The organism is uncultured Friedmanniella sp. (genome assembly GCF_964244285.1).
Lineage (GTDB): Bacteria > Actinomycetota > Actinomycetes > Propionibacteriales > Propionibacteriaceae > Microlunatus.
Map to the genome: position 1 here is coordinate 159,608 of NZ_CAXTHT010000002.1, position 25,055 is coordinate 184,662.

22 protein-coding genes are annotated in these 25,055 nt (G+C 71.5%); 16 read left to right on the forward strand and 6 right to left on the reverse strand.

From position 1 onward, the window contains the following. The first annotated feature begins 236 nt into the window (after positions 1 to 236). From ACFE7W_RS05050 to ACFE7W_RS05105, 12 genes are all read left to right on the forward strand, one after another. Entirely contained in the window at positions 237 to 2,297 is a 2,061-nt protein-coding gene (locus ACFE7W_RS05050; RefSeq protein WP_375423699.1) for a DEAD/DEAH box helicase, read from the forward strand. A 117-nt stretch (positions 2,298 to 2,414) separates the two neighbouring features. After that, positions 2,415 to 3,371: a tRNA (adenosine(37)-N6)-threonylcarbamoyltransferase complex ATPase subunit type 1 TsaE gene (tsaE, locus tag ACFE7W_RS05055; protein WP_375423700.1), complete on the forward strand. Its 957-nt coding sequence runs from the start codon at positions 2,415 to 2,417 to the stop codon at positions 3,369 to 3,371. Continuing rightward, positions 3,364 to 4,077 carry a tRNA (adenosine(37)-N6)-threonylcarbamoyltransferase complex dimerization subunit type 1 TsaB gene (gene tsaB, locus ACFE7W_RS05060; RefSeq protein WP_375423701.1) on the forward strand — a complete coding sequence of 238 codons (714 nt, stop codon included), beginning with the start codon at positions 3,364 to 3,366 and terminating at the stop codon, positions 4,075 to 4,077. Before tsaE ends, tsaB begins: the two co-directional genes overlap by 8 nt. Further along, positions 4,074 to 4,610: a GNAT family N-acetyltransferase gene (locus ACFE7W_RS05065; protein WP_375423702.1), complete on the forward strand. Its 537-nt coding sequence runs from the start codon at positions 4,074 to 4,076 to the stop codon at positions 4,608 to 4,610. The genes tsaB and ACFE7W_RS05065 overlap by 4 nt, the downstream gene beginning before the upstream one ends. Beyond that, a complete protein-coding gene (gene tsaD, locus ACFE7W_RS05070; protein WP_375423703.1) occupies positions 4,607 to 5,647 on the forward strand; it encodes a tRNA (adenosine(37)-N6)-threonylcarbamoyltransferase complex transferase subunit TsaD in 1,041 nt (346 codons plus the stop codon). Before ACFE7W_RS05065 ends, tsaD begins: the two co-directional genes overlap by 4 nt. Before the next feature lie 64 nt (positions 5,648 to 5,711). Then, complete coding sequence (locus ACFE7W_RS05075) at positions 5,712 to 6,971, forward strand: cytochrome P450 (RefSeq protein ID WP_375423704.1); 1,260 nt, start codon at positions 5,712 to 5,714, stop codon at positions 6,969 to 6,971. 213 nt (positions 6,972 to 7,184) lie between these two features. Continuing rightward, positions 7,185 to 8,384 (forward strand): class I SAM-dependent methyltransferase, encoded by a 1,200-nt coding sequence (locus ACFE7W_RS05080; RefSeq protein ID WP_375423705.1) that lies wholly within the window; start codon positions 7,185 to 7,187, stop codon positions 8,382 to 8,384. A gap of 149 nt (positions 8,385 to 8,533) precedes the next feature. Continuing rightward, the gene (locus ACFE7W_RS05085; RefSeq protein WP_375423706.1) at positions 8,534 to 10,051 is read left to right on the forward strand and encodes a metallophosphoesterase; all 1,518 of its coding nucleotides are present in this window, start codon (positions 8,534 to 8,536) and stop codon (positions 10,049 to 10,051) included. A 95-nt stretch (positions 10,052 to 10,146) separates the two neighbouring features. Beyond that, complete coding sequence (locus ACFE7W_RS05090; RefSeq protein WP_375423707.1) at positions 10,147 to 11,715, forward strand: metallophosphoesterase; 1,569 nt, start codon at positions 10,147 to 10,149, stop codon at positions 11,713 to 11,715. A gap of 274 nt (positions 11,716 to 11,989) precedes the next feature. After that, entirely contained in the window at positions 11,990 to 12,286 is a 297-nt protein-coding gene (groES, locus tag ACFE7W_RS05095) for a co-chaperone GroES (protein ID WP_091414381.1), read from the forward strand. A gap of 29 nt (positions 12,287 to 12,315) precedes the next feature. After that, positions 12,316 to 13,929, forward strand: coding sequence for a chaperonin GroEL (groL, locus tag ACFE7W_RS05100; protein ID WP_375423708.1), 1,614 nt, complete (start codon positions 12,316 to 12,318; stop codon positions 13,927 to 13,929). 356 nt (positions 13,930 to 14,285) lie between these two features. Beyond that, entirely contained in the window at positions 14,286 to 14,930 is a 645-nt protein-coding gene (locus ACFE7W_RS05105) for a sigma-70 family RNA polymerase sigma factor (RefSeq protein WP_375424206.1), read from the forward strand. A gap of 6 nt (positions 14,931 to 14,936) precedes the next feature. Here the strand turns inward: ACFE7W_RS05105 and ACFE7W_RS05110 are convergent, their stop codons facing one another. The 5 genes from ACFE7W_RS05110 to ACFE7W_RS05130 form a co-directional block, all read right to left on the reverse strand. After that, positions 14,937 to 15,467: a nuclear transport factor 2 family protein gene (locus ACFE7W_RS05110; RefSeq protein WP_375423709.1), complete on the reverse strand. Its 531-nt coding sequence runs from the start codon at positions 15,465 to 15,467 to the stop codon at positions 14,937 to 14,939. Positions 15,468 to 15,531: 64 nt separating this feature from the next. Then, complete coding sequence (locus tag ACFE7W_RS05115) at positions 15,532 to 16,959, reverse strand: MFS transporter (RefSeq protein WP_375423710.1); 1,428 nt, start codon at positions 16,957 to 16,959, stop codon at positions 15,532 to 15,534. A gap of 145 nt (positions 16,960 to 17,104) precedes the next feature. Continuing rightward, positions 17,105 to 18,118 carry an amidohydrolase family protein gene (locus ACFE7W_RS05120; protein WP_375423711.1) on the reverse strand — a complete coding sequence of 338 codons (1,014 nt, stop codon included), beginning with the start codon at positions 18,116 to 18,118 and terminating at the stop codon, positions 17,105 to 17,107. Positions 18,119 to 18,198: 80 nt separating this feature from the next. Further along, positions 18,199 to 19,359, reverse strand: coding sequence for an LLM class flavin-dependent oxidoreductase (locus ACFE7W_RS05125; RefSeq protein ID WP_375423712.1), 1,161 nt, complete (start codon positions 19,357 to 19,359; stop codon positions 18,199 to 18,201). 93 nt (positions 19,360 to 19,452) lie between these two features. Further along, a complete protein-coding gene (locus tag ACFE7W_RS05130) occupies positions 19,453 to 20,112 on the reverse strand; it encodes a TetR/AcrR family transcriptional regulator (protein WP_375423713.1) in 660 nt (219 codons plus the stop codon). Between the two features lie 146 nt (positions 20,113 to 20,258). Between ACFE7W_RS05130 and ACFE7W_RS05135 the strand changes: the two genes are divergently transcribed. The 4 genes from ACFE7W_RS05135 (at position 20,259) to ACFE7W_RS05150 (ending at position 24,586) form a co-directional block, all read left to right on the forward strand. Continuing rightward, a complete protein-coding gene (locus ACFE7W_RS05135; protein WP_375423714.1) occupies positions 20,259 to 20,774 on the forward strand; it encodes a flavin reductase family protein in 516 nt (171 codons plus the stop codon). 95 nt (positions 20,775 to 20,869) lie between these two features. Next, positions 20,870 to 21,781: a fumarylacetoacetate hydrolase family protein gene (locus ACFE7W_RS05140; protein WP_375423715.1), complete on the forward strand. Its 912-nt coding sequence runs from the start codon at positions 20,870 to 20,872 to the stop codon at positions 21,779 to 21,781. 79 nt (positions 21,782 to 21,860) lie between these two features. Then, positions 21,861 to 23,381, forward strand: coding sequence for an IMP dehydrogenase (gene guaB, locus ACFE7W_RS05145; RefSeq protein WP_375423716.1), 1,521 nt, complete (start codon positions 21,861 to 21,863; stop codon positions 23,379 to 23,381). 86 nt (positions 23,382 to 23,467) lie between these two features. After that, positions 23,468 to 24,586 carry a GuaB3 family IMP dehydrogenase-related protein gene (locus tag ACFE7W_RS05150; RefSeq protein ID WP_375423717.1) on the forward strand — a complete coding sequence of 373 codons (1,119 nt, stop codon included), beginning with the start codon at positions 23,468 to 23,470 and terminating at the stop codon, positions 24,584 to 24,586. Between the two features lie 53 nt (positions 24,587 to 24,639). On the opposite strand, the gene ACFE7W_RS05155 is transcribed toward ACFE7W_RS05150, so the two are convergent. Beyond that, positions 24,640 to 25,035 carry a universal stress protein gene (locus ACFE7W_RS05155; RefSeq protein ID WP_375423718.1) on the reverse strand — a complete coding sequence of 132 codons (396 nt, stop codon included), beginning with the start codon at positions 25,033 to 25,035 and terminating at the stop codon, positions 24,640 to 24,642. Positions 25,036 to 25,055: the final 20 nt, after the last annotated feature.

A 25,055-nucleotide genomic window follows, 5' to 3' on the forward strand; every position in this document is an offset into this window, starting at 1 on the left:
CAGCTGGCGGAGCGGGCCCGAGCAGGGCGGTACGGGTTGGTCCGGCCGCTCCGATTCTTCGGGTACGCAACTCCGATGGTAGGGTGATGGTCCCGGTCGCTGCTCCGTAGCCCGGTCACCGCGCGCTCCGAGAAGAGAATGCGCTCGTAGGCTCGTCTTCCCACCTCACCACAGATGGTTCGGGCGTTGACGTGCCTGAACCAAGGTCCGCATCGCCGGACAGAAGTGTGAGTTTCATGCCTGCCAAGAGCAAGCCTGCCGCGAAGTCCCACAAGGCGGACGGCACCGAGAAGAAGCGCTGGAGCGCCAGCGAGCGCAAGGAGCGTGGCCACGACCCGCGCCGCAGCGGGGGCCAGCGAGTCGGCCGCGGCGAGTCGACCACCTGGGGCACGACCCGTCCCGAGCGCCGCGAGGATGTCCGTCCTGAGCGCCGCGACGATGCCCGCCGCTCCGGCCCGGCCCGCGACGACCGCCGCCCCGTGACCGGTCGTGTCGACCGCCCGCGCTGGGAGAACCGCCGCGACGACCGTCCGGCCTACAACCGTGACGACCGATCCGCTCAGCGCCCTTCGACGGGCTCGGGGAGCGGTGGCGACAACCGCGACGACCGTCGCCCCTCGTTCAACCGCGATGACCGTCCGGCTTACAACCGTGACGACCGTCGCCCCTCGTTCAACCGCGACGACCGTCGCCCCTCGTTCAACCGCGACGACCGTCCGGCCTTCAACCGCGACGACCGTCGCCCCTCGTTCAACCGGGACGACCGCCCGGCCTTCAACCGCGACGACCGTCGCCCCTCGTACAGCCGGGACGACCGTCCCGCCTTCAACCGCGACGACCGTCGCCCCACGTATAGCAGGGACGACCGTCCCCGTTCGGAGAACCGCAGAGATGACCGTGCCCGTACCGACTCCCGCCCCGTCGACCGCGACGAGGTCGATGTGACCGCCACCGTCCCCACCGTGTCCGCCGCCCCGGCCGCGGCGACGAGCGGCGACTTCGCCAGCCTCGGCCTGCCGCCGTCGCTGGTCAGCGCCCTGACCGCCGGCGGCATCACCAGCCCGTTCGCGATCCAGAGCGCGACCATCCCGGACGCGCTGACGGGCCGCGACGTCCTCGGCCGCGGCCAGACCGGCTCGGGCAAGACGCTCGCCTTCGGCCTACCGATGCTGACCCGGCTCGCCGGCGGCACCAGCAAGGACCCGCGCGGCATCGTCCTGGTCCCGACCCGCGAGCTCGCCATGCAGGTCACCGACGTGCTCACCCCGCTGGCCCGCACCCTCGGCCTGTCCACGGTGCTCGTCGCGGGCGGCATGTCCTACACCCCGCAGCTGCGGGCCTTTCAGCGCGGCGTCGACATCGTCGTGGCCACCCCCGGCCGGCTGATCGACCTGATGGACCAGAACGCGGTCGACCTCACCCGGATCGAGGTCGTCGTCCTCGACGAGGCCGACCACATGGCTGACCTCGGCTTCATGCCGGCCGTCACCCAGATCCTCGACACCGTCCCCGCCGGCGGCCAGCGGATGCTGTTCTCCGCCACCCTCGACGGTGCGGTCGACCGTCTCGTCCGCCGCTACCTGAGCAACCCGGTCACCCACGAGGTCGACTCCAGCCAGGCCAGCGTCACCACCATGGCCCACCACCTGGTCTACGTGGCCCCGCACGACAAGGCCACCCTGACCGCCGAGATCGCCGGCCGCGGCGGCCGCACCGTGGTCTTCGTCCGCACCCAGCGAGGCGCCGACCGGGTCGCCGAGCAGCTGCGTGACGCCGGTGTGATGGCCGGGGCGCTGCACGGCGGCCTGACCCAGGGCGCCCGGACCCGGATCCTCTCGGTCTTCAAGGAGGGCGACCTGCCCGTCCTGGTCGCCACCGACGTCGCCGCCCGCGGCATCCACGTCGACGAGGTGGGCCTGGTCCTCCAGGTCGACCCGCCGGCCGGCCCCAAGGAGTACCTGCACCGCGCCGGCCGGACGGCCCGCGCCGGTGGCACCGGTGTCGTCGTCACCCTCGCGCTGCCGCACCAGCGTCGCGAGATGACGCGCCTCACGTCCCAGGCCGGGGTCAAGCCCGAGTCGCTCACCGGCCAGCCCGGCGACGCGGCCGTGGCCACCATCACCGGTGCCCGGCAGCCGAGCGGTGTCGCGGTCTCCTCCGCCGACTACGAGCGGCTGATCGCGCCGCCGCGGAGTAGCCGCAAGCCCGGCGGCGACCGTGGCTCGCGCGGCCCCCGCGGCCCGCGCTCCGGCGGCTACGAGGGTCGGCGCAGCCCGCGTCGCAGCTTCGACCGCTGACCCGGCTCAGCCCGAGGGGCTGACTCCTCGGCACTGATCCTCAGCACAGGCTCCCGGCTCCCGCCGGGGGCCTGCGCTGCGTCCGGGGCCGCGCGCGCCCCGTAGGATCGGGCAACGGTGAGCGTCTCGGTGGTGGATCTGGTCGTCTCGGTGGCATCGCAGGACGACGCCGCCGGGATGGTCGACGTCATCCACGCCGCCTTCGGCGCCCGGCCCGCCCTGGACCCGCCGTCGACGGCGAGTGAGGAGACGGCCGCCACCGTCGCCGCGAGCCTGGCTCTCGGGGACGGGATCTACGCCGAGGTGGACGGCCGCCCGGCGGGCGCGATCCTGGTCCTGGCCGACGGCGTCGACCCCCAGGCCGCGACGTTCCGGCGGGTCTCGGTGCACCCGGACTTCCAACGGCACGGCATCGCCTCGGCGATGGTCGCGGCCGCCGAGGAGGTGGCCGCCCGGTCCGGCTTCCGCCGGGTGGAGCTGTTCGCCCGCGGCGAGTTCGCCGACCTGATCGCCTACTGGCAGCACCGGGGCTACGCCATCGAGCGTCCAGCCCCGAACGGCGTCGTTCTGGTCAAGCGACTGCCGGCCGTGCTGTCCGTGGCCAGCGCGGAGCAGATGCGGGCCCTCGGCGAGCGGCTGGCCGGCCTGCTCCGCGCGGGCGACCTGGTGATCGCCACCGGCGACCTCGGGGCGGGCAAGACCACGCTCACCCAAGGGATCGGCCGCGGCCTCGGCACCGAGGGCCCCGTGATCTCCCCGACCTTCGTCATCTCGAGGATCCACGCCTCGGCCACCGCAGGACCCGCCCTCGTCCACGTCGACGCGTACCGGCTGACGAGTGCGGAGGAGCTGGACGACCTCGACCTGGACGCCACCCTGCCCGAGGCCGTCACGCTCGTCGAGTGGGGAGCGGGGCTGGCCGAGGGGCTGGCCACCGACCGGCTCGAGATCGAGATCGTCGCCCGGCCGGAGGCCGGCACCGGGCCCGACACCCGGCTGGTGGCCTTGCGCGGCACAGGCGTGCGCTGGCGGGACGTGAACCTCTCGGCTCTGGCGGAGGCCCCCCGTGACTGAGCCGGACTCCGCTGCCGGAGCGCTGGTCCTCGCCGTCGACACCTCGACCACGGTCACGGTCGGCCTGGCCCGCGGCGACACCGTGCTGGCCGTGGCAGGAGTCCCCGACCGGATGGCGCACGTCGAGCAGCTGATCCCGCTGGTCCGGCGCTGCCTGCGCGAGGCAGGGGTGGCCCCGGCGGACCTCGACCTGATCGTCGCCGGTCTGGGCCCCGGTCCCTACACCGGCCTGCGGGTCGGGATCGTCACCGCGCAGGTTCTCGCGTCGGCCCTCGGCATCGCGTGGCGCGGCGTCTGCAGCCTGGACGTGCTGGCCGCCCAGGTCGTCGCCGAGCACGCGGCCGCGCCCGAGCAGTTCGTGGTGGCCACCGACGCCCGCCGGCGCGAGGTCTACTGGGCCCGCTACGACGCCCGCGGCGTCCGGCTGGGCGCTCCGCTGGTCGGCCCGGCCGGCGAGGTGCCTGCGCTGCCCACCGTCGGACCGGGCGCCGACCTCTACCCCGACCACCTGCAGGCGGTGCTCGGCCCGCGGACGCTCGACCCCGGCGTGCTGGCGGTCCGCGGCCCCGGCCTACCCGACGCCGGCCGCGAACCGCTCTACCTGCGCCGACCCGACGCCGCCGAGCCCACCCGGCGCAAGTCGGTGCTGCTCCCCGCCTCCGCCGCCGCCCGCCCGGCCTCGAACCGAGGGCGGCGCCCGAGATGACCAGCCCTGACGGCGCCGCCGCGTCGGTCGCCCACCTCACCGCCGCCCGGCACGACGACCTGCCCGCCATCCTGGCTCTGGAGCGCGAGGGCTTTCCCGCCGAGGAGCAGTGGAGCGAGCGCAGCTGGGCCGGAGAGCTGGTCGGCTCCGGCCGTACGGTCCTGCTGGCCCGCAGCGGGGGCGTGGTCGGGGTGATCTCGCTGTTCACCACCGGCGAGCTGGCCGACCTGCACCGGCTGGTCGTCGCCCCCGCCGAGCGGGGACGCGGCGTCGGGCTCGCCCTCGTCCGGGCCGGGCTGGAGGCCGTCGGTCATCTCGGCGCCCTGGCGGTGATGCTGGAGGTCGGCTACCGCAACGAACCGGCGATCGCGCTCTACCAACGGGTGGGCTTCGAGCAGCTGCGTGCCCGCCCGGACTACTACGGGCCAGGGGAGCACGCGCTCATCCTCAAGCTCTACGACCTGCCCGGCTGGCCGGAGCGGTACGCCGCCGCCGAGCGTGAGCTGGCCCGGTGGGAAACGGAGGGCCCATGACCGGACCGCTCATCCTCGGCATCGAGTCCTCCTGCGACGAGACCGGCGTCGGGATCGTCCGCGGCCACGAGCTGCTGGCCAACGAGGTCGCCTCCAGCGTCGAGGAGCACGTCCGGTTCGGCGGCGTGGTGCCCGAGGTGGCCAGCCGCGCGCACCTCGAGGCGATGGTGCCCACGCTGGAACGCGCCTGCGCCGCCGCAGATGTCGACCTGGTCGAGCTGGACGGCATCGCCGTCACCGCGGGACCCGGCCTGATGGGGGCCCTGGTGGTCGGCCTGGCCAGCGCGAAGGCCCTGGCCCTGGCTCTGGACAAGCCGCTCTACGGGGTCAACCACCTGGCCGGGCACGTGGCCGTCGACCTGCTGGAGCACGGCCCGCTGCCCTCGCCCTGCGTGGCCCTGCTGGTCTCCGGCGGCCACACCTCGCTGCTCCGGGTCACCGACATCGCCACCTCGATCACCGAGCTCGGGTCGACGATCGACGACGCCGCCGGCGAGGCGTACGACAAGGTAGCCCGGGTGCTGGGCCTGCCGTACCCCGGCGGTCCGGTGATCGACCGGGCCGCGACCGGCGACCCGCGGGCCATCGCCTTTCCGCGCGGCCTCACCGGCGCCGGTGACCTCGAGCAGCACCGCTTCGACTTCTCCTTCTCAGGCCTCAAGACCGCGGTCGCCCGCTGGGTGGAGACCCGCGAACGCGACGGCGAGGAGGTACCGCTCGCCGACGTCGCGGCCAGCTTCCAGGAGGCGGTCTGCGACGTCCTCACCGCCAAGGCGGTCGAGGCATGCCTGCACACCGAGACCCCGTCGCTGCTGATCGGCGGGGGAGTGGCGGCGAACTCGCGACTGCGCACCCTGCTGGCCGAGCGGACCGCGGCGCACGGCATCGAGCTGCGCACGCCGCGGCCCGGGCTGTGCACCGACAACGGCGCCATGATCGCCGTCCTCGGCAGTGAGGTGGTCATGGCCGGCGGGCGGCCCTCAGCGCTCGACATCGGCGCCGACTCCTCCCTGCCGGTCTCCCGCATCCTGGTCTGAGCCCGCCCCGGTCGGCTTGAGGCCCTGGTCGATCCCGAGTGCCGGTAGCAGACTGGTCGGTGAGGTGAGGGAGGCCGAGATGGACGTCCGACCAGCGCTGGCGATGCTGGAGGAGCTGCTGGTCGAGCCCCTTGCCGCCGCCTACCTGGGCTGGGTGCGGCACGACCCGCTCGCCCAGCTGCTGCTGCCGGCGGGGCAGGCCGACCCCTACCCGATGTACGAGGCCATCCGCAGCCGGGGGCCGGTGGTCCCGGTGGCCCGGTTCGGCCAGATCACCGTCAGTCACCCGTTGTGCCGGGCGGTGCTGCGGGACCGGGACTGGAGCGTCCGCGGCGACGCGCCGAACCGGGGCGAAGGGCGGCTGTCCTTCCTCGAGCTGGACCCGCCCGCCCATACCCGGCTGCGGCGGCTGGCCACGCCCGCCTTCACCCCGCGGGCGATCGCCGGGTACGGCGGTCAGGTGGCGGCGGTGGTCGACCGGCTGCTGGACGGCTGCTCGCCCGGCGAGCCGTTCGAGCTGGTCAGCAGACTGGCGGAGCCGATGCCGATCGCCGTCATCACCGAGCTGCTCGGCGTGCCCGTCGGCGACTCCGCGGAGTTCGCCCGGCACGGCGCGACGATCGGCGGGGCCCTGAGCGGCATCCAGTCCGTCGCGCACCTCGCCCGGCTGGTGCAGGCCGACCGTCGGTTGGCCGCGATCTTCGGCGAGGTGCTGGCCCTCAAGCGGGAGCAGCCGGCTGAGGACCTGGTGAGCCGGCTGGTCGCCGCCGAGCCGGAGTCGATCAGCGCCGAGGAGCTGGTGCCCTTCTGCACGCTGGTGCTGGTCGCGGGCTTCGAGACCACGGTCAACCTGATCGGCAACACCGTGCTGGCCCTGCTGAACCACCCCGACCAGTGGCGCGCGGTCGTCGAGGACCCCGGCCTGGCCAGCGCCGCCGTGGAGGAGACCTTGCGCTGGGACGCCCCCGTCCAGCGCACCTTCCGTGTCGCGACCAGCGACGTCGAGCTCGCCGGCCGGCCGGTCCGCCGCGGCCAGATGGTGGTGCTGCTGGTCGGCGGGGCCAACCGCGACCCGGACGTGTTCGCCGATGCGGACACCTTCGACCTGAGCCGGTACGCCCCCGGCGCCGCGCCCGCCCCCGAGCACCTGGCCTTCTCCGCCGGCATCCACTACTGCGTCGGGGCGCCGCTGGCCCGGCTCGAGGCCGCGGTGACGGTGCGACGGCTGGCGGAGCGCTACCCGGGGCTGCACCGGGCCGGCCCCCTCCGGCGCCGGCCGGGCAGCGTGCTCCGCGGCCTCACGGAGCTCGTGCTCGCGGCGTGACACGGCGTGAGACGCCCCGCCGGCCCTGAGACGCCCCGCCGGCCGGGCGCACCAGGGCCCCCGGGTCGCACGAGGCACCTCGGTCCTTCGGAGCCGGGACTGTCGGTTCGGCCTACACCTTGGCAGCCGATCCTTCCCCGGCCACCGGACGTCACCAGCGTCCCCGGCCCGGGGCGGGGGAGTCGAGTCCGGCGGGCAGCGCAGAATGACCCGGTGCCCGCACCCGCCCTGCCGTTCGGTCTGACTGCGGAAGCCCTGGCCGCGGCGATGGCCGAGCCCGACCCGGACGGGCTTGCGGCGGCGTCGAGGCTCCGGGCCGCGTACGGGCCGGAGCAGGCGGCGGGGGCACTGCACCAGGCGTCGCTACGGCGCCGGGCCCGGACCAAGTTCGGCGACGCCGCGGCGGGCCTGTTCTTCACCCGAGAGGGGCTCGAGCAGGCGACGCGGCCCGTCGTCGCCGACCACCACGCGGCCCGCTTCCGGGCGGCCGGGGTCCGGCGGGTGGTCGACCTCGGCTGCGGCATCGGTGCCGACGCCCTCGCCTTCGTCCGGGCCGGTCTGGAGGTGGTGGCGGTCGAGAGCGACCCGGCGACGGCGGCCGTCGCCCGGGCCAACCTCGGCGTCCGTCCCGACGGCGCTCGTCCCCGCATGGCCAGTGCCGAGGTCATCTGCGCCGACGCCGAGGAGGTGGCGCCCGCCCTGCTCGGGCCCGGGGTGGCGGCGTTCTGCGACCCCGCCCGGCGGAACGCCCGCGGCCGGCTGTGGCAGGTCTCGGACTTCACGCCCGGCTGGGACTTCGTCACCGGGCTGCTGGCGGGGGACCGGGTGGCCGGGGTCAAGCTGGGCCCGGCGTTGCCGCACGCGCTGGTCCCGCCCGGGGTCGAGGCGGAGTGGGTCAGCGCGGGGACCGACACCGTCGAGGTGGCGCTCTGGGCCGGCTCGGGCGCCCAGGCCGGGGTCGACGCCGCACTGCTGCTGCCCGCCGAGCGGCTGGCGGTGGCCCGACCGACCGCCGCCCGGCCCCACCCGACGCTGCCCGTCCGACCCGTCGGCCGCTACCTGTACGAGCCCGACGGTGCTGTCATCCGGGCCCGCGGTGTCGCGGTGCTCGGCGAGCGGCTGGGGGCCTGGTCGATCGACCCCCAGATCGCCTACCTCAGCGGTGACGAGCTGGTGCCCACGCCGTTCGCGGTCGCCTTCGAGGTGCTGGAGGTGCTGCCGTACGACCGCAAGGCGCTCCGTCGGTGGCTGCGGGACCACAGCGTCGGGACACTGGAGATCAAGCTCCGCGGGCTGGACGTCGACCCGGCCGAGCTGCGGCGGCGACTCGGCAGCCACGGCACGGCTTCGGCCACCGTCGTGCTGTCCCGGACCCCGTCCGGTGCCGTCGCCCTGGTCGTAAAGCGTCGGTAACGGAGAGAAGAAGGCCCGGTGAAACCCGGCGTGTCAGGTGTGAGAACTCTCACGCCCACGCCGGGGACCACTTCTCGGCGAGGCGCCGCCCGCTCGACTCGAACTACGCTGCGACGAATCCCCCCAGCACGGCCCGAGCGGAGAACCACGTGCAGCGTGAAAGCTGGCAGCCCGTCCTGTCGACCCCGGAGAGTCCCCTCGCCCCGCCGCGCACCGCCGCGGCCACCGTACGGCGCGACCGTCGCCGACCGCTCGTCACCCTGCTGGCGGCCTCGCTGGCCGTCCCCGGACTGGTGCTGCTGGCTCCGTCCGGCACCGCGGTCGCTGCGGCCGCCGCCAGCTGCGGCTCGTTCGACCGTACGGTGCGGGAACGCGTCAACCCGAGTACCCAGACCAGCTCCCTGACCACCTCGGCCACGCAGTCGGCGGCCACCGCCGGCCTGGGCTTCACCTCGGTGCGCGACACGTCGGTGCTGGCCGCGCAGGCCGCGGGCCGCGGGCTGGTTGCGGTGCACCGCCTCTACCGGCCTGCGCGGGGGGACTTCTTCTACACCTCGTCCCCGGCCGACATCGCCCGCGTGGTGAGCGCCATGGGCTACGTCGACCAGGGCACGGCGTTCTACGCCGGCCGCGCCGGCCGCAGCTGCCTGGTGGCGGTGACCAGCTACCGCAAGGGCCAGCTGCACCGCTTCGTCACCAGCCGGGCCGACAAGGCGGCGCTGGTCGCGACCGGCTGGAAGAAGCAGAAGGTGCGCTTCTACCTGCGCAAGGCACCGGTCGACACGAAGTTCACGGTCGCGGTGATGCCGGACACCCAGCAGGAGGTGCTGAGCAACGGGGACGGCCGGATGCTCAACCGGGCGAACTACCTGGTGAAGAACCGCAGCGCGCTGGACCTCCGCTACGTCAGCCACACCGGTGACGTCGTCAACTGGGACACCGCCGACCACGCTCAGTACCAGCGGGCGGCCGCCGGACTGAAGCCGATCACCGCGGCCGGCATCCCGCTCTCGCTCACCATCGGCAACCACGACACCGAGGCCACCTGCCCTGGGGGCAGCGCGTGCGACGCTGCCCGGACCCGCGTGCTCTTCCGCACCACCGGCACCTTCAACAGCTACCTCAAGCCCGGTCCGCTCGACCAGGAGGGGGCGTTCCAGCGGGGCAAGATCGACAACACCTTCCACGTGTTCAGCGCCGGCGGAGGGGACTGGCTGGTCCTCAACCTCGAGCTGTGGCCGCGGAAGTCGGTCGTGGCCTGGGCCCAGCAGGTGGTCGCAACGCACCCGCGGCACAACGTGATGGTGCTCACCCACTCCTACCTGACGTCCTCGGGGAAGATCTACCAGGGCCGCGGCGGCTACGGCGACACGTCCGGTCAGTACCTGTACGACCACCTGATCTCGCGCTACGCCAACATCCGGGTGGTCTTCTCCGGCCACACGGGTACCTCCAAGCACCGGGTCGACCATGGGGTCCACGGCAACCGGATCGACTCCTACCTGCTGGCGATGCACTCCACCACGACCAACCCGATGCGGTTCGTCGAGATCGACACGAGGGCCGACACCCTGCGCACCTGGGTCTACGCGCCGTGGACCAAGCACACCTACACGGGCGCGAGCTACCGGAGCACCTCCACCAAGATGGGGTGGATTCTCGGCTGAAACGTGATCGTTCCGTTATCGGCCTTTTATGAATCCGTGACCTTCATCTATGCTCGGCGCGGGCGTCCGGGGGGACGCCGATCGTGAGGAGCCAGATGTCGTCAACGTCAGACCGTCCCGTCCCGTCCCGACCGGCCGGGACGAACCGGGGTCGCGGGCTCCGTTCAGGCGTGGTGCTCGGCACCGCCGGCGTGCTGGTCGCGTCGGGCCTGGTGCTCTCACCGACCAGCGTGGCCACGGCGGAGACCGCCAAGCCCAGCTGCTCGTCCTTCGACGACCCGGTGTACCGCGTGGTCAAGCCCGGCAACGGGGTCAGCCTGCTGACGCCGTGGGCGGGCGAGGTCACGAAGGCGGTCGCGAAGGGCTTCACCGACAACCAGGGGACCGCGTTCCTGGCCTCGACGACCGCCGGGACGGGCCTGGTGCCCGTGCACCGGATGTACCAGGCCTCGACGGGGGACTACCTCGTCACCAAGTCCACCACCGAGCTGGTCTCCGCCGTGACCAAGCACGGCTACGTCGACCAGGGAATCAGCTTCTACGCCGCTGCGGGCCAGCAGAGCTGTCTGGAGCCGGTCCAGCGCTACCGCAAGAACGGTCGGCACCGCCTCGTCCAGGGTGCCGCCGCCAAGGCGGCCCTGGTCGCCGCCGGCTGGACCTCGGAGTCGGTCGCCTTCTACGCGGCCCCGGCCGGGTCGGACCCGACCCCGACTCCGACCCCGACCCCGACCCCGACTCCCACCGAGACGCCGACCCCCACGACCCCGCCCGCCACGACGGATCCCTCGACGGGCAGCACGTTCAGCTTCGCCGTCATGCCGGACACCCAGATGGAGGTGCTCTCCAGCTCCGACCCGCGGATGACGAACCGGACCAGCTGGCTGGCCAAGCAGAAGGTCTCCTTCGTCGCCCACACCGGCGACATGGTCAACTGGGACACCGCTGACCACTCCCAGATGGCCATCGCCAAGAAGTCGATGGACGTCCTGCACGACGCCGGCATCCCCTACACCGTCGCCATCGGCAACCACGACACCGAGGCCACCGGTCCCGGCGGCAGCGCCCGCGACCCGAAGAACACCTACGCCCTGCAGCGCGACACCTCGACGCTGAACTCCTACTTCAAGGCCAGCGACTTCGGGGCTGTGGCCGGGGCGTACGAGAAGGACAAGGTCGACAACGTCTACTCCACCTACTCCGCCGGCGGCTACAAGTGGCTGGTGCTGAGCCTGGAGTTCTGCGCCCGTCCCGGTGCGGTCACCTGGGCCAAGCAGGTCGTCGCCTCGCACCCGGACTACAACGTGCTGATCGCTACCCACAGCTATCTCGACGGCAACGGCAACATCGACTCGAGCAATCAGGGCTACGGCGACACCAGCGGCCAGCAGCTGTTCAACCAGCTGGTCAGCCAGTACCCCAACGTCAAGATGGTCTTCTCCGGCCACGTGGGGATCGCGGAGAAGGCGCGGGTCGACACGGGCAAGAACGGCAACACGATCTACTCGTTCCTGACCACCATGCACGACCAGGTCACCAACCCGGTCCGGATGTTCGACGTGGACACTGCCGCCGGCACGGTCAAGACGCGCATCTACGCCCCCTACACCGACAAGACGTGGAGCGAGTACACCGAGACCCTCACCGGGGTCACCCTCGTCAAGTAGGCAGCCCGGCCCCCAAGCCGGTCGGAGGGCCGGCTCCCGCGCCCTGAGCCGGTCCGAGGGCCGGTCCCGCGCCCTGAGCCTGTCGAAGGTCCCGAAGAGGTTGCGCCTCCGACCCTGACCCCCCAGGTGCCGCCGCTGGCACTCAGATTGGCCGAGTGCTAATGTCGAGTTGGCACTCTCCCCCGGAGTGTGCCAATGGCCGAGATGGCACCGCGACGACATCCCGACCGCCTGCCAACCGCACATCCCACACACTCGTGAAAGGGGTTTGGACGTGGCCACCACGATCAAGCCGCTCGAGGACCGCATCCTCGTTCAGCCGCTCGAAGCAGAGCAGACCACCGCCTCCGGCCTGGTCATCCCCGACACCGCCAAGGAGAAGCCCCAGGAGGGCAAGGTCATCGCGACCGGTCCGGGCCGGGTCGACGACAACGGCAACCGGGTCCCGCTCGACGTCGCCGAGGGTGACGTCGTCATCTTCAGCAAGTACGGCGGCACCGAGGTCAAGTACGACGGCAAGGAGCTGCTGCTCCTGAACGCGCGCGACATCCTCGCCGTCGTCTCGAAGTAACCCTCACAGCCACAGCGAAGGACACACCCATGGCAAAGATCCTTCAGTTCAACGAGGAGGCCCGTCGCTCGCTCGAGCGCGGCGTCGACATCCTCGCGAACACCGTGAAGGTCACGCTCGGCCCGAAGGGCCGCTACGTGGTGCTCGACAAGAAGTGGGGCGCTCCCACCATCACCAACGACGGCGTGACCGTCGCCCGTGACGTCGAGCTGGACGATCCGTACGAGAACCTCGGCGCCCAGCTCGCCAAGGAGGTCGCCACCAAGACCAACGACGTCGCCGGTGACGGCACGACCACGGCGACCGTGCTCGCCCAGGCACTGGTGCACGAGGGCCTCAAGGCCGTCGCGTCCGGGGCCAGCCCGATCAGCCTCAAGCGGGGCATCGACAAGGCCGTGGAGGCCGTCGTCGAGCGCTTGCGGCAGAACGCCCGTGAGGTCCAGACGACCTCCGACATGGCGAGCGTCGCGACCATCTCCGCCCGCGACGAGGTCATCGGCGAGCTCATCGCCGACGCGTTCGACAAGGTGGGCAAGGACGGCGTCATCACCGTCGACGAGTCCAACACGATGGGCACCGAGCTCGAGTTCACCGAGGGCATGCAGTTCGACAAGGGTTACCTCTCGCCGTACTTCGTGACCGACGCCGAGCGGATGGAAGCCGTCCTGGACGACCCCTACATCCTCATCAACTCGGGCAAGATCTCCTCGATGACCGAGCTGCTCCCGCTGCTCGAGAAGGTCATCGGCGCCTCCGGCACGCTCTTCATCGTGGCCGAGGACGTCGACGGCGAGGCTCTGTCCACCCTCGTGGTGAACAAGATCCGCGGTACCTTCACTTCCGTGGCCGTCAAGGCCCCGGCGTTCGGTGACCGCCGCAAGGCCATGCTCGAGGACATCGCGACCCTGACCGGTGGTCAGGTCGTGGCCCCCGAGGTCGGCCTCAAGCTCGATGCTGTCGGCCTGGAGGTCCTGGGCCGGGCGCGTCGGATCGTGGTGACCAAGGACAACACGACCATCGTCGACGGCTCCGGCAGCGCTGACGAGGTCAAGGCCCGCGTCGCCCAGCTGCAGGCCGAGATCGAGCGCACCGACTCCGACTGGGACCGCGAGAAGCTGCAGGAGCGGGTCGCCAAGCTCGCCGGCGGCGTCTGCGTGATCAAGGTCGGGGCGGCCACCGAGGTGGAGCTCAAGGAGAAGAAGCACCGGATCGAGGACGCGGTCTCCGCGACCCGCGCCGCGATCGAGGAGGGCATCGTCGCCGGTGGCGGCTCAGCTCTCATCCACGCGGTCGCGGCGCTCAAGGGCGACCTCGGCCTGACCGGTGATGAGAAGACCGGGGTCTCGATCGTCCGCAAGGCGGCCGTCGAGCCGCTGCGCTGGATTGCCGAGAACGGTGGCGAGCCCGGTTACGTCGTCACCTCCAAGGTGGCCGAGCTCGAGCCGGGTAGTGGCTACAACGCCGCGACCGGCGAGTACGGCGACCTGATCGGCGCCGGCGTGATCGACCCGGTGAAGGTCACGCGCTCCGCGCTGGCCAACGCGGCGTCGATCGCCTCCCTGCTCCTCACCACCGAGACCCTCGTGGTGGAGAAGCCGGAAGAGGAAGAGCCGGCCGCGGCCGGGCACTCGCACAGCCACTGACCGGTTGAGCGTTCGTCCCGCAGCACCCGACAGGGGTCCTTCCGTCACGGAAGGGCCCCTGTCGTGCGTTCGGCACGTCCTCCCGGGACCGGCCTCCGCCCGCCCTCGTACCTCAACCGTGGCGGTTCCCACCTAAACCGTGGCAGTGCGGATGGGGTGATCTGCGTCACCGAGTTTTGGCCAAATTGTTCCCCAAAATCGGTGATCAGGGTTTCCACGAGACGATACTGTTCACGAACTGCAGCACCACCACCTCCCGTACGGGGAACGGCCCCAGGGGCGCCGGGCGCACGGGGCGGATCACGGTGAAGCAGGAAGCAGGGGACTTCACTCGGGGACAACAGGGGGTGAAGAAGATGGTTTTCGCTGATGCGAACCAGTTCGACCACGAGGTCGTGGCGGGCGCGCAGGCCGGTGACCCGGCTGCGGTGCACGCGTTGATCGCGGCGGCTCGGCCGATGGTTTTGCGCTACTGTCGAGCCCGGCTCGGCACCTACGCCGGTGGCCTCGAGACCGCCGACGACGTCGCCCAGGAGACCTGCGTCGCCGTGCTCAAGGGCCTCCCGCGCTATGAGTCCCACGGCGCCCCGTTCTCGGCCTACGTCTACGCCATCGCCGCCAACAAGGTCGCCGACGCGCAGCGGGGTTTCCGCCGCTCCGCCGTGCTGGTCGAGGAGTTCCCCGACCAGACCGAGCCCTCGCCGACCCCGGAGGAGCTCATCGTCAGCTCGGCCAGCGTCCGCGCCACCAACGAGCTGCTGGCGCAGCTGCCCGACAAGACCCGGAGGGTGCTGCTGCTCCGGGCGAGCGGTCTGGCCGCCGACGTGGTGGGCGCCCAGCTGGGGATGACGGCGAACGCTGTCCGGGTCGCTCAGCACCGCGGCGTCGTGAAGCTGCGTCAGCTGATCGAGGATTCCGAGGAGCACCGCGAGCTCTTCGACGGCCTCGTCAAGCCGGCTGCCGCCCCTTCGCAGTCGTTGGGGCTGGCCGTCGGCTACTGAGGCTGCCTACTGAGCCGGGGGCGGACTCGCGGGGCCGGGGCCTCCTGGTCGACCGGGGCCACCTGGCCGACCCGGGCCCGGAGCACCCGGCGTCATCGGTCGTTCGTCGGCCCACGTCTCGTTCAGCCGGACCCGCGCGAAGCGCCAGCCCTCAGGGGTGCGGACGACCTCGTGCTCGTACCAGCCGCCGGCGTGTGCCTTGTCCGACTTCTTCTCCGGGTCGAAGCGGTGCGTCGCCATCATGTACGAGCGGGTGGTGGCGGTGTCGCCGGCGAGCTCGATGACGACCTCGCCGATGAGGTGGTGGGTGATGGTGTGCCCCGGGGGACCGGTCATCGCCGCGATCCTCGCACGGCCCTCGAAGCTGCCGAAGGGCAGCTCCAACACCCCGTCCTCGGCGAAGTTGGCGGCGTAGGCGGCCTGGTCCTTGTCGTCGATCCGGACGGCGAAGTCGTGCACCAGGTTGCGGATGGCCTCCCGGTCGACCAGCCACTGCAGCTGCTCGGCCGGTTCGGTGGGCGGGTTGGTGGCGGGCATGGCTTCCTCTGCGGGTTCGGTCGGGCTGTGGTGCTGGGCGGCTGCGGGCGAAGTGGTGGCGACGTCAGCGGACGCTGCGGATCTTCAGCACGCTGCTCACGCTGATCACCGCGAAGATGGCGCTGCCCAGGAACAGCATCGTGTAGTTGCGCCCGTTGTTGGTGACCGCCATCGAGAAGAAGCCGATGGTCAGCAGCGCGGGGGCGAAGGCCGGTGCCAAGGTGTTCGGCAGGGAGTTGGCGATGTTCAGCACGCCGAGGTTCTTCCCGGCGTCCTTGAGCTCGTTCGGCAGGATCGCGGTCATCAGGGCGATGTCGACGGAGGCGTAGATGCCCCCGGCAAAGCCGATCATCAAGATGCCGACGAGGAAGAGCGGGACGGTGGTGGCCAGGGCCAGGCAGACCAGGCCGACACCGGCCAGGCCCGCGGCGAGCGCGACGAAGGGCTTTCGGCGGCCGAACTTGTCCGAGAGCGGGCCGCCCACGATGGCCCCGATGACCGTGGTCAGCACCTGGGTCGCGGTGCTGAGGGGAACGTAGAACGACTCGGCACGGCCGGCGGGGATGCCGAGCTGGTCGCCCAGGTAGAAGAGCTGGTAGGTCGTGATGGTGGCCATCGAGAGGTAGACCATGAACCGGCTCAACCAGCCCCAGGCGAAGTCGGGGTGCTTGCGCGGGTTGATGTAGAACGACTTCGCCAGGTCGAGGGGCGTGAGCCGTACCGGCGATCGGCGGTAGACCGGGTCGGGGACGCCGGTCACCAAGAAGACGACTCCGGCCGTGCCGATGACCGCCACCGCGACGAAGGCGAGCTCGACGTGCCCGGCGCCGGTGAGGCCACCGGTGATGACGACGCCGATGATCGTGGACACTGCGACGCTCACACCCAAGAGCCCGCCGACCGAACCCCGGCGCGCGGCCGGCACATGCTCGGGCAGCAGCGACAGCTGGGTGGCCGTGACCGCGCCGAAGCCGACCTGGGACAGCACGGCGCCGACGATGAACACCGTGACGGACGGCGCGAAGCCCATCGTCAGGATTCCCAGGACCCCGACGGCCATGGAACCCAGCAGCCAGGGCCGACGCCGACCGAAGCGCGAGCCCGAGCGGTCCGACAGGTGCCCCGCGACCGGCCCGGAGACCAGGCCGAACAACGTCGCGATCGTCAGGGCCAGGGAGTAGAAGGAGGTGTAGTGCTCCGGGGAGAGGATCTTGATCTTTGCCGGCATGGCCGCGAGCACCGGGGTGAAGAACGTCATCCAGATGAAGCCGTTGGCCACCAGCAGGCCCCACAGCAAGCGGGGCCGCACCCCGTAGCGGCCGACGCCCTTCTCCGGCGACCCCGCGCCGGAGTCGGGCGGCAGCGGGAAGGGCGGCAGTGCGGCGAGCTCGTTCACGGTCGGGGTGACGGTCTCCTCGGGGCTGGAGGCGACGGTGGTGGGCGTGCCGGCGTCGGGTGCGGCCGGGATTCCGGGGCGGGACTCGGTGGACATGTACAGCTCCAATGGCAGGTGTGACGGCGGTGTCGAAGTACTGCGGCGGTGCGAGGGCTGCTCGGTCCAACGAAGGTGCGAGAGGCCCGACGATCGGGTCGTACGGTGAAGGGCGCGGCGGAGGCTCGGCGCGCTCAGCGGACGTTCAGCGTGCGGGGAGGGCCACCCGCTCAGGCAGGCGGAGGAAGCTCTGTGCGCTCCGGTCGAGGATGGCGGTCTTCTCCTCCTCGGTCAGGTAGGGCGACTCGGCGACGTAGTGGACGGCCTCGACGAGGTCGGCGTGGGTCTCGTCGCTGCCCAGGAGCAGCCGGTCAGCGCCGTAGCTCTCCTTGGCGGCCAGCAGCGACAGGGGGATGTCCTGGGTGCTCGTGTCGTACCAGAAGTGCTTCAGCCCGCTCAGCGGGTTCTCCGGGTCGAGCCGCAGCTTGCCGTACGGGCTCATGGCCGGCAGGCCTTCGGCCGCCATCTTCGCGGCCATGGCCATCCCGCGCTTCATCGCTCGCTCCTGGCGGTGGTACATGAAGGGCAGGTTCCCGCCGCAGAGGGCGAAGACGAACTGCAGGTCGGGGTAGCGGGTGCTCAGACCCGAGAAGAAGATCCGCGTCGGGGCCACGCTGATCTGCACCGGACTGCCGTAGGCCAGCGCCAGGTTCCAGTCGCCGAGCCCGGGGTGGACGGCGGAGTTGGAGCCGACCGGGTGGACGTAGACCGTCGTCCGCCCGTGCCGGGCGAGGTTGGCCCAGAACGGCTCGAAGTCCGGGTGGTCGATCGGTCGGCCGGCCACGGTGCAGGGCAGGGCGACGCCCACGATACCGTCGAGGGCCAGGGCCCGCTCGGTCTCGGCGATGGCCTCGTCCACGAAGGGCAGGGTCACCGTGGCGAAGCCGCGGAAGCGGCCGTCGAAGCGCTCGTAGGCGTCGACGTAGAGGCCGTTGATGTGTTGTGCGGCCAGCGTGGCCGCCTCCGCGTCCGGCAGCTCGGTGTTGAGCCCGATCGCGGAGAAGATCTGGTAGTCCACGTCGACGGAGTCCATCTTGGCCAACCGGTCCGCGAGGTCGTCCGGCTGCCGGGGGACTCGCCTCAGGTCCTCGCGGCCGAGCTCCACGAGCAGCTCCAGATAGCTTGCGGCCCAGTAGTGGGCGTGTACGTCGATCCTCATTGATCCCCTTCGGGTTGGTCGGGACGGGCGGGTTCCGGCGGCGGTGACGCTGCTGGCGGTTGCGTGGCGTGGAGGGGGGCTCAGGCTCCCGTGCCGCCGTGCATGGTGCGGATCTCGGTCGGCTCCAGGGTCGGGAAAGGCTGCGCTCCGACCGCGGGCAGCACCTCGGTGACGAGCAGGTCGTGCATCCGCGTCATGAGCTCGGCGTTGTAGGCCCCGACGGTGGTGCGGACGTTCAGGTGTCCGATCCCGAGCGCCTCGTACTCCTTGAGCTGGCGGACGATGCTGTCGGGCGACCCGGCCAGCAGCCAGGACTGCGCGAAGATCGAGTTGGCCAGGTGGGGGTCCTTCTTCGGCCCCGGCACCGGCAGGCCGAGCTGCGCGGCGTCGATGCCGGAGAGGTCCTCCTCGGCCATCTGCCGGATGGTCCGGTCGTCGTTCTTGCGGTCCATCCAGAACGTGCGACCCATCATCGACTCGGCCAGGTCCCAGGCGGCGTCGTCGGTCTCGGCGACGATCACGTTGCGGGTGACCAGGGACAGCGAGGCTGCGCGCTCCACCTGTTTCGCCGTCGCCCCGGCGGCGGACATGGCGTCCCGGTGCAGACCGAAGGAGCGGACGGCCGCCTGCGGCATGCACGGGCCGAGGAACACCGGCCAGCCACGCTGGGCTGCCATCGCGATGGTGGCGTCGGTGTTGGAGCCGATCGCCAGCTGGGGACCGCCGCTGCGGTAGGAGAGCGGCGCCATCCGGGGATCGAGCCGCCCCTTGTCCCAGGGCGTGTCCACCACCAGCGGCGGGTCGCCGGGGCGGTGCCCCAGCGCGTCGGTCAGGACCTGGAGCCGGCTGGCGAAGATCTCCTTGCGCTGAGCCGGGTCGAGGCCGTTGTTGGCGTAGTCCGGGACCGGGCCGCTCCGACCCATGGACATGCCCATCACGAAGCGGCCGCGCAGCAGCAGGTCGACGACGCTCGCGTCCTCGGCCGTGCGCAGCGGGTTGTGGAAGGTCAGCGGGACGATGGTGGTGCCGAACCAGGCGTCGCCCAGGTCCTGACTGACCCGGCCGGCCATGATGAACGGGTTGCAGTAGGGCTCGTAGCCGGAGTAGTGCTGCTCGCCGAACGTGACCATCGCCGCGCCCGCCTGGGCGACCTCCACGGCCTGGGCGAGACACATGTCGATGACCGCGGAGTCATCCTCCGGCGAGCGGGAGAGGGGTCCGACGAACACGGAGACGTGCACGGTTTCTCCTTGGCTGGGCTCGAACCGGCGTCCTCGCCGACTCGTCAGGTGCCTTGCAGCACGGAGAAACTGTATGACTGACTAGTCGGTAAGTCAATCGATCTTCGGAGAGGCGTCGCTCACGGTGAGCATCGCGAGCAGGGTGTCGAAGGGAGCCCCCGTCTCGCGTCGAGCGTCGATCAGCCACGCTTGCTGCAGCCCGTTGACTGCGGCGGCCACCAGGGTGGTGAGGCTGTCCAGATCATGGTCGGAGGCGATCTCGCCGAGCGTCCGCGCCTCGACGAGCCGTTCGTGGATGAACTCCCGCACGTAGTGGGTGCGTTGCTGGACGTACTCGATGGCCGCCGCGTTGCCGGCGATGCCCTCGCCCTCGAGGACGTGGATCAGCCTCAGCTGGGTCCGTGACTCCTCGGCCGTGCCGACAAGGCGGCGAAGCTCCGCGATCCCGCTCAGGCCACGCGGGGGATGCTGCTCACTGATCCGGGCGTCGGCCCAGTCGTGCTGCGCCGAGAGGACGGCGGCGAACAGCACCTCCTTGGACGAGAAGTGGTGCAGCACGCCTGGGCGGGTCAGCCCGACCTGGCGCGCCACCGCGTCCAGGGTCGTCTGGGTGTACCCGCGCTCGGAGAAGATCTCGGTCGCCGCCGCGACGATCGAGGCCTTGAGCCCGGCGCTGTCGTCGATCTGGCGCTGGGACCGGTTGCGCGGGCGGCGGACACTGGTCACGCCCGGCTCGCTGCTCACGTCTGTCACTCCGCGAGGGTATCGGACAGGGCTGGTTCGGTTCGTGTCAGTAGGTCATTGACCTACTGACAGGTCAGTCAGATATGGTGGTTGCACTCGCGCTCTCTCGTTCCAGAAGATGCGCGTCGCCACTGCTCCTGCCGAGTGAGGAACCGATGATCGTTTCTGCTGAGCCCACCGAGGCTGTCCTGGATCTCGGGGTCGACCCGGCCGAGTTGCGGCGGGTCCTCTCGCACTTCTGCTCCGGCATCGTCGTGGTGACGGGCATGGGTGCCGACGGGCCGGCGGGGTTCACCTGTCAGGCGTTCTCGGCGCTCTCCCTGGACCCCCCGCTGGTGCTATTCACCCCGCAGCGCACTTCGACCTCCTGGCCCCTGATCCAGCGGTCGGGCCGGTTTTCGGTCAACGTGCTGGAGGCCGGTCAGGAACCCATCAGCAACGCGTTCGCGCGCAGCGGCACGGACAAGTTCGCCGACGTCGGCTGGCGTCTGGGCCCGTACGGCAACCCGGTGCTCGACGGCGTCCTGGCCGCGATCGAGTGCGAGCTCTACGAGACCCACGACGGCGGCGATCACCTGATCGTCGTCGGCCGGGTCCTCGGGATGGTCGAGCACCCGGACGCGACCGCGCCGCTGCTCTACTTCCGCAGCCGCTACCGCTCGCTGGTCTAGTGGTCCCGCCGGATGGTCGGGTTGCGCGCATCGACCACGCCGGGAGCTGGGCCCTCGGTCGGCTGTCGCAGCCGGGCGGACGCCCTTTTCCAGCGTTGGTCGCGCGCGACCGGGCCCTCGACCTGTCCGAGGTCGCCGAGCTCGGCGCTCCCTCGCGCACCGTCGACCTGCTGGACCGCTGGCAGGAGTCGCTACCGGTGCTCGAGACCCTGGCGGCCAGCACCCAGGGGTGGGTGCCGCTGGGCGGCCTGCAGGTGCACAGCCCCGTCGAGCCGCGGCAGATCTTCCAGGCCGGCGCCAACTACCGCACCCACGTCATCGAGATCGCGGCCGCCCAGCACGACGGGTCCGACGGCCGCACGGTCGAGCAGGTGCGCGCCGACGCGGCCGCCCGGCTGGACGGGCGGGGCCGGCAGCCGCCGTTCGTCTTCCAGGGCCTGCCCAGCGCCATCTGCGGCGCGTTCGACGACGTGGTGCTGCCCTACGACGGCACCCAACCGGACTGGGAGCTCGAGCTGGCCGCGGTGATCGGCCGCCTCGCCCGCCGGGTGACCCCGGACGAGGCGCTGGGCGTCGTGGCCGGGTGGACCATCGTCAACGACCTGACGCTGCGGGAACGCGTCTTCGGGGCCAACGGGGGACGGATGGGCGCCGACTGGGTCTCGGCCAAGAACTCACCCACCTTCCTGCCGACCGGGCCGGTGCTCGTGCCGCGGGCCGCGGTCCCCGATCCCGGTGACCTCCAGATCACCCTGCGGCTCAACGCCCAGGTGATGCAGGACCAGTCCACGAAGGACATGCTCGTCGACGTCGCGCGGATCCTTGCGCACTGCTCCAGCGTGGCCACCCTGTTGCCGGGAGACCTGGTGCTGACCGGCAGCCCGGCCGGCAACGGGCTGGCGCACGGCCGGCTGCTGCGCGAGGGCGACGTCATGGACGCACAGATCACCGGCCTCGGCGCTCAGCGCAACCGCTGCGTCCGCGAGGAGCGGCCGGCGCCGAGGTGAGCCGGTGAGGTGAGCCCGGGAGCCCTCCGCAGCCCGGTTACCATTGACCCTTCTGGCGTACGCATGAAAGGCCCTTGCTGTGACCTCCGTCCCGAGCCTCAGTGCTGCTGGCGTCCCTGAGCCCTTCGCCACCCTCGGGCTCACGTTCGACGACGTGCTGCTGCAGCCGGCGGAGAGCGATATCATCCCCTCCCAGGTGCAGACCGAGTCACAGGTCTCCAAGCGGATCAGCGTCAAGGTGCCGCTGGTGTCCTCGCCGATGGACACCGTCACCGAGGCCCGGATGGCCGTGGCCATCGCCCGGCAGGGTGGGCTGGGCATCATCCACCGCAACCTCTCGATCGAGGACCAGGCCCACCAGGTCGACGTGGTCAAGCGCTCCGAGGCCGGCATGATCGACGAGCCGATCACCATCTCGCCCGAGGCCACCATCGGTGAGGCCGACGCGATGTGCGGCCGGTTCCGGATCTCCGGCGTCCCGGTCGTGGACCGCGACATGACCCTGCTCGGGATCGTCACCAACCGGGACATGCGCTTCGAGAGCGACCCGGCCCGGCTCGTCGGTGACGTGATGACGCCGATGCCCTTGGTCACGGGGCCGGTCGGAATCAGCGGCGATGACGCCATGCGGCTGCTGGCCCAGCACAAGATCGAGAAGCTGCCGCTGGTGGACGATCGCAACCGGCTGCGCGGCCTGATCACCCTCAAGGACTTCGTGAAGTCCGACCAGTACCCCGACGCCTCCAAGGACGACCAGGGCCGGCTTCGGGTGGGCGCGGCCGTCGGCTTCTTCGGCGACTCGTGGAAGCGGGCGATGGCGCTGGTCGAGGAGGGCGTCGACCTGCTGGTGGTCGACACCGCGCACGGTCACTCCCAGGGCGTGATCGAGATGGTCCGCCGGCTCAAGGCCGACCCGGCCGTGGCGCACGTCGACGTCGTCGGCGGCAACGTCGCGACCTACGCCGGGGCCAAGGCGCTCGTCGAGGCGGGGGTCGACGGCGTCAAGGTCGGTGTCGGGCCCGGCTCCATCTGCACCACCCGCGTCGTCGCCGGCGTCGGCGTGCCCCAGGTGACGGCGATCCACAACGCCTCCCGCGCCTGCCGCCCCGCCGGCGTGCCCCTGATCGGCGACGGCGGCCTGCAGTACTCCGGCGACATCGCGAAGGCCCTGGTGGCCGGGGCCGACACGGTGATGCTCGGGTCGCTGCTCGCCGGCTGCGAGGAGAGCCCGGGCGACCTGATCTTCCTGAACGGCAAGCAGTTCAAGACCTACCGCGGGATGGGCTCGCTGGGCGCCATGGCCTCCCGCGGTCGCAGCGCGTCGTACTCCAAGGACCGCTACTTCCAGGGTGACGTCACCGCCGACTCCCAGCTGATCGCCGAGGGCATCGAGGGCCAGGTGCCCTTCCGCGGCCCCCTCGCCGCGGTGGCCTACCAGCTGGTCGGTGGCCTGCGGCAGTCGATGTTCTACACCGGCGCCGCCAGCATCCCCGAGCTGCAGGAGCGCGGCTCCTTCGTCCGGATCACCTCCGCCGGCCTGCGCGAGTCCCACCCCCACGACATCCAGATGACCGTCGAAGCGCCGAACTACGCCGGCTGAACCCGACTTGTCAGAATTGAGTTGCCCTAGAGGACAACTGGGTTCTGACAACTCGGCTTCGGGCCCGGCCCACTAGGGTTTGGGCCATGTACGACATCGGGCTCTCGAAGCGGGCGCAGCAGGCTTTTGCGTTCGACGACATCACGATCGTGCCGTCGCGGCGGACGCGCGGGGACGAGGAGGTGTCGATGTCGTGGCGGATCGACGCGCAGACCTTCGCGTTCCCGATCCTGGCCGCGCCGATGGACTCGGTGATGTCGCCGGCCACGGCCATCGCGGTGGGTCGGCTGGGCGGGCTCGGGGTGCTGAACCTCGAGGGGCTGTGGACCCGGTACGAGGACCCGGCCTCCCGTTATGAGGAGATCGCGGCCATCGCCGACCCCCTCGAAGCGACGCGTCGGATGCAGCAGATCTACGCCGAGCCGATCAAGGACGAGCTGATCGGACGGCGGGTGGCCGAGATCCGCGCGGCCGGGGTACCGGCGGCCGGTGCGCTGTCGCCGCAGAACACCCAGGCCTACGCCAAGGCGGTGGTGGACTCCGGCGTCGACTTCTTCGTCATCCGCGGCACGACGGTGTCGGCCGAGCACGTGTCCCGGGAGTCCGAGCCGCTCAACCTCAAGCAGTTCATCTACGACCTCGACGTGCCCGTCATCGTCGGCGGCTGCGCCACCTACCAGGCCGCACTGCACCTGATGCGGACGGGGGCGGCCGGCGTCCTGGTCGGCTTCGGCGGGGGAGCGGCCTACACCACGCGCTCGGTGCTCGGCGTCGCGGTCCCGATGGCCTCCGCGGTCGCCGACGTCGCCGCCGCCCGCCGCGACTACCTGGACGAGTCCGGTGGCCGCTACGTGCACGTCATTGCCGACGGCTCGGTCAACCTGTCCGGCGACCTCGCCAAGGCCATCGCCTGCGGTGCGGACGCCGTCATGGTGGGCTCACCACTGGCGAAGGCCGAGGAGGCCCCGGGCCGCGGCTTCCACTGGGGCCCCGAGGCCTGGCACGCGACCCTGCCACGCGGTGAGCGGGCGTACTACGAGCCGGTCGGGACGCTCGAGCAGATCCTGCTCGGCCCCGCCACCGTCGGCGACGGCACCATGAACCTGGCCGGCGCGCTCCGCAAGGCCATGGCCACCACCGGCTACACCGACATCAAGGAGTTCCAGCGGGTGGACGTGGTGGTCGGCGCGATGGCAGGCGTCTAGCCACCGGCCCTTCGACAAGCCCAAGGGAACGGGCTCGACGGCGGGAACCGTCGTCAGTGCCGGGGTTTGACCGCGACGACGGGGCAGTCGGCGCCCAGCAGGACGGCCTGGGCGGTGCTGCCGGTGATCAGCTTGCCCACCGGGGACCGACGCCGGATGCCGATCACGATGAGGTCGGCGCCCACCTGGGCCGCCGTGGCCAGGATGCTCGCCGCAGCGGGGTTGCCGTCGGTGGGCTGGACGATCTCGTGCTCGATGCCCGCAGCCGCGAGCTGGGCGGTCAGGGCGTCGAGGTCCTGACCGGAGGCGAACACCGGGTCGGAGTAGTTGCCGTCCTTGCCGGTGTTGACGACCGTCAGCACGGCGCCGGCCGCCTTGGCCTGCTCGATGGCGTAGTCGACCGCAGCCACGCCCTCGGGCGTGGGGATGTACCCCGTCACGATGTTCATCCGGCCACAGTAGTGGTCGG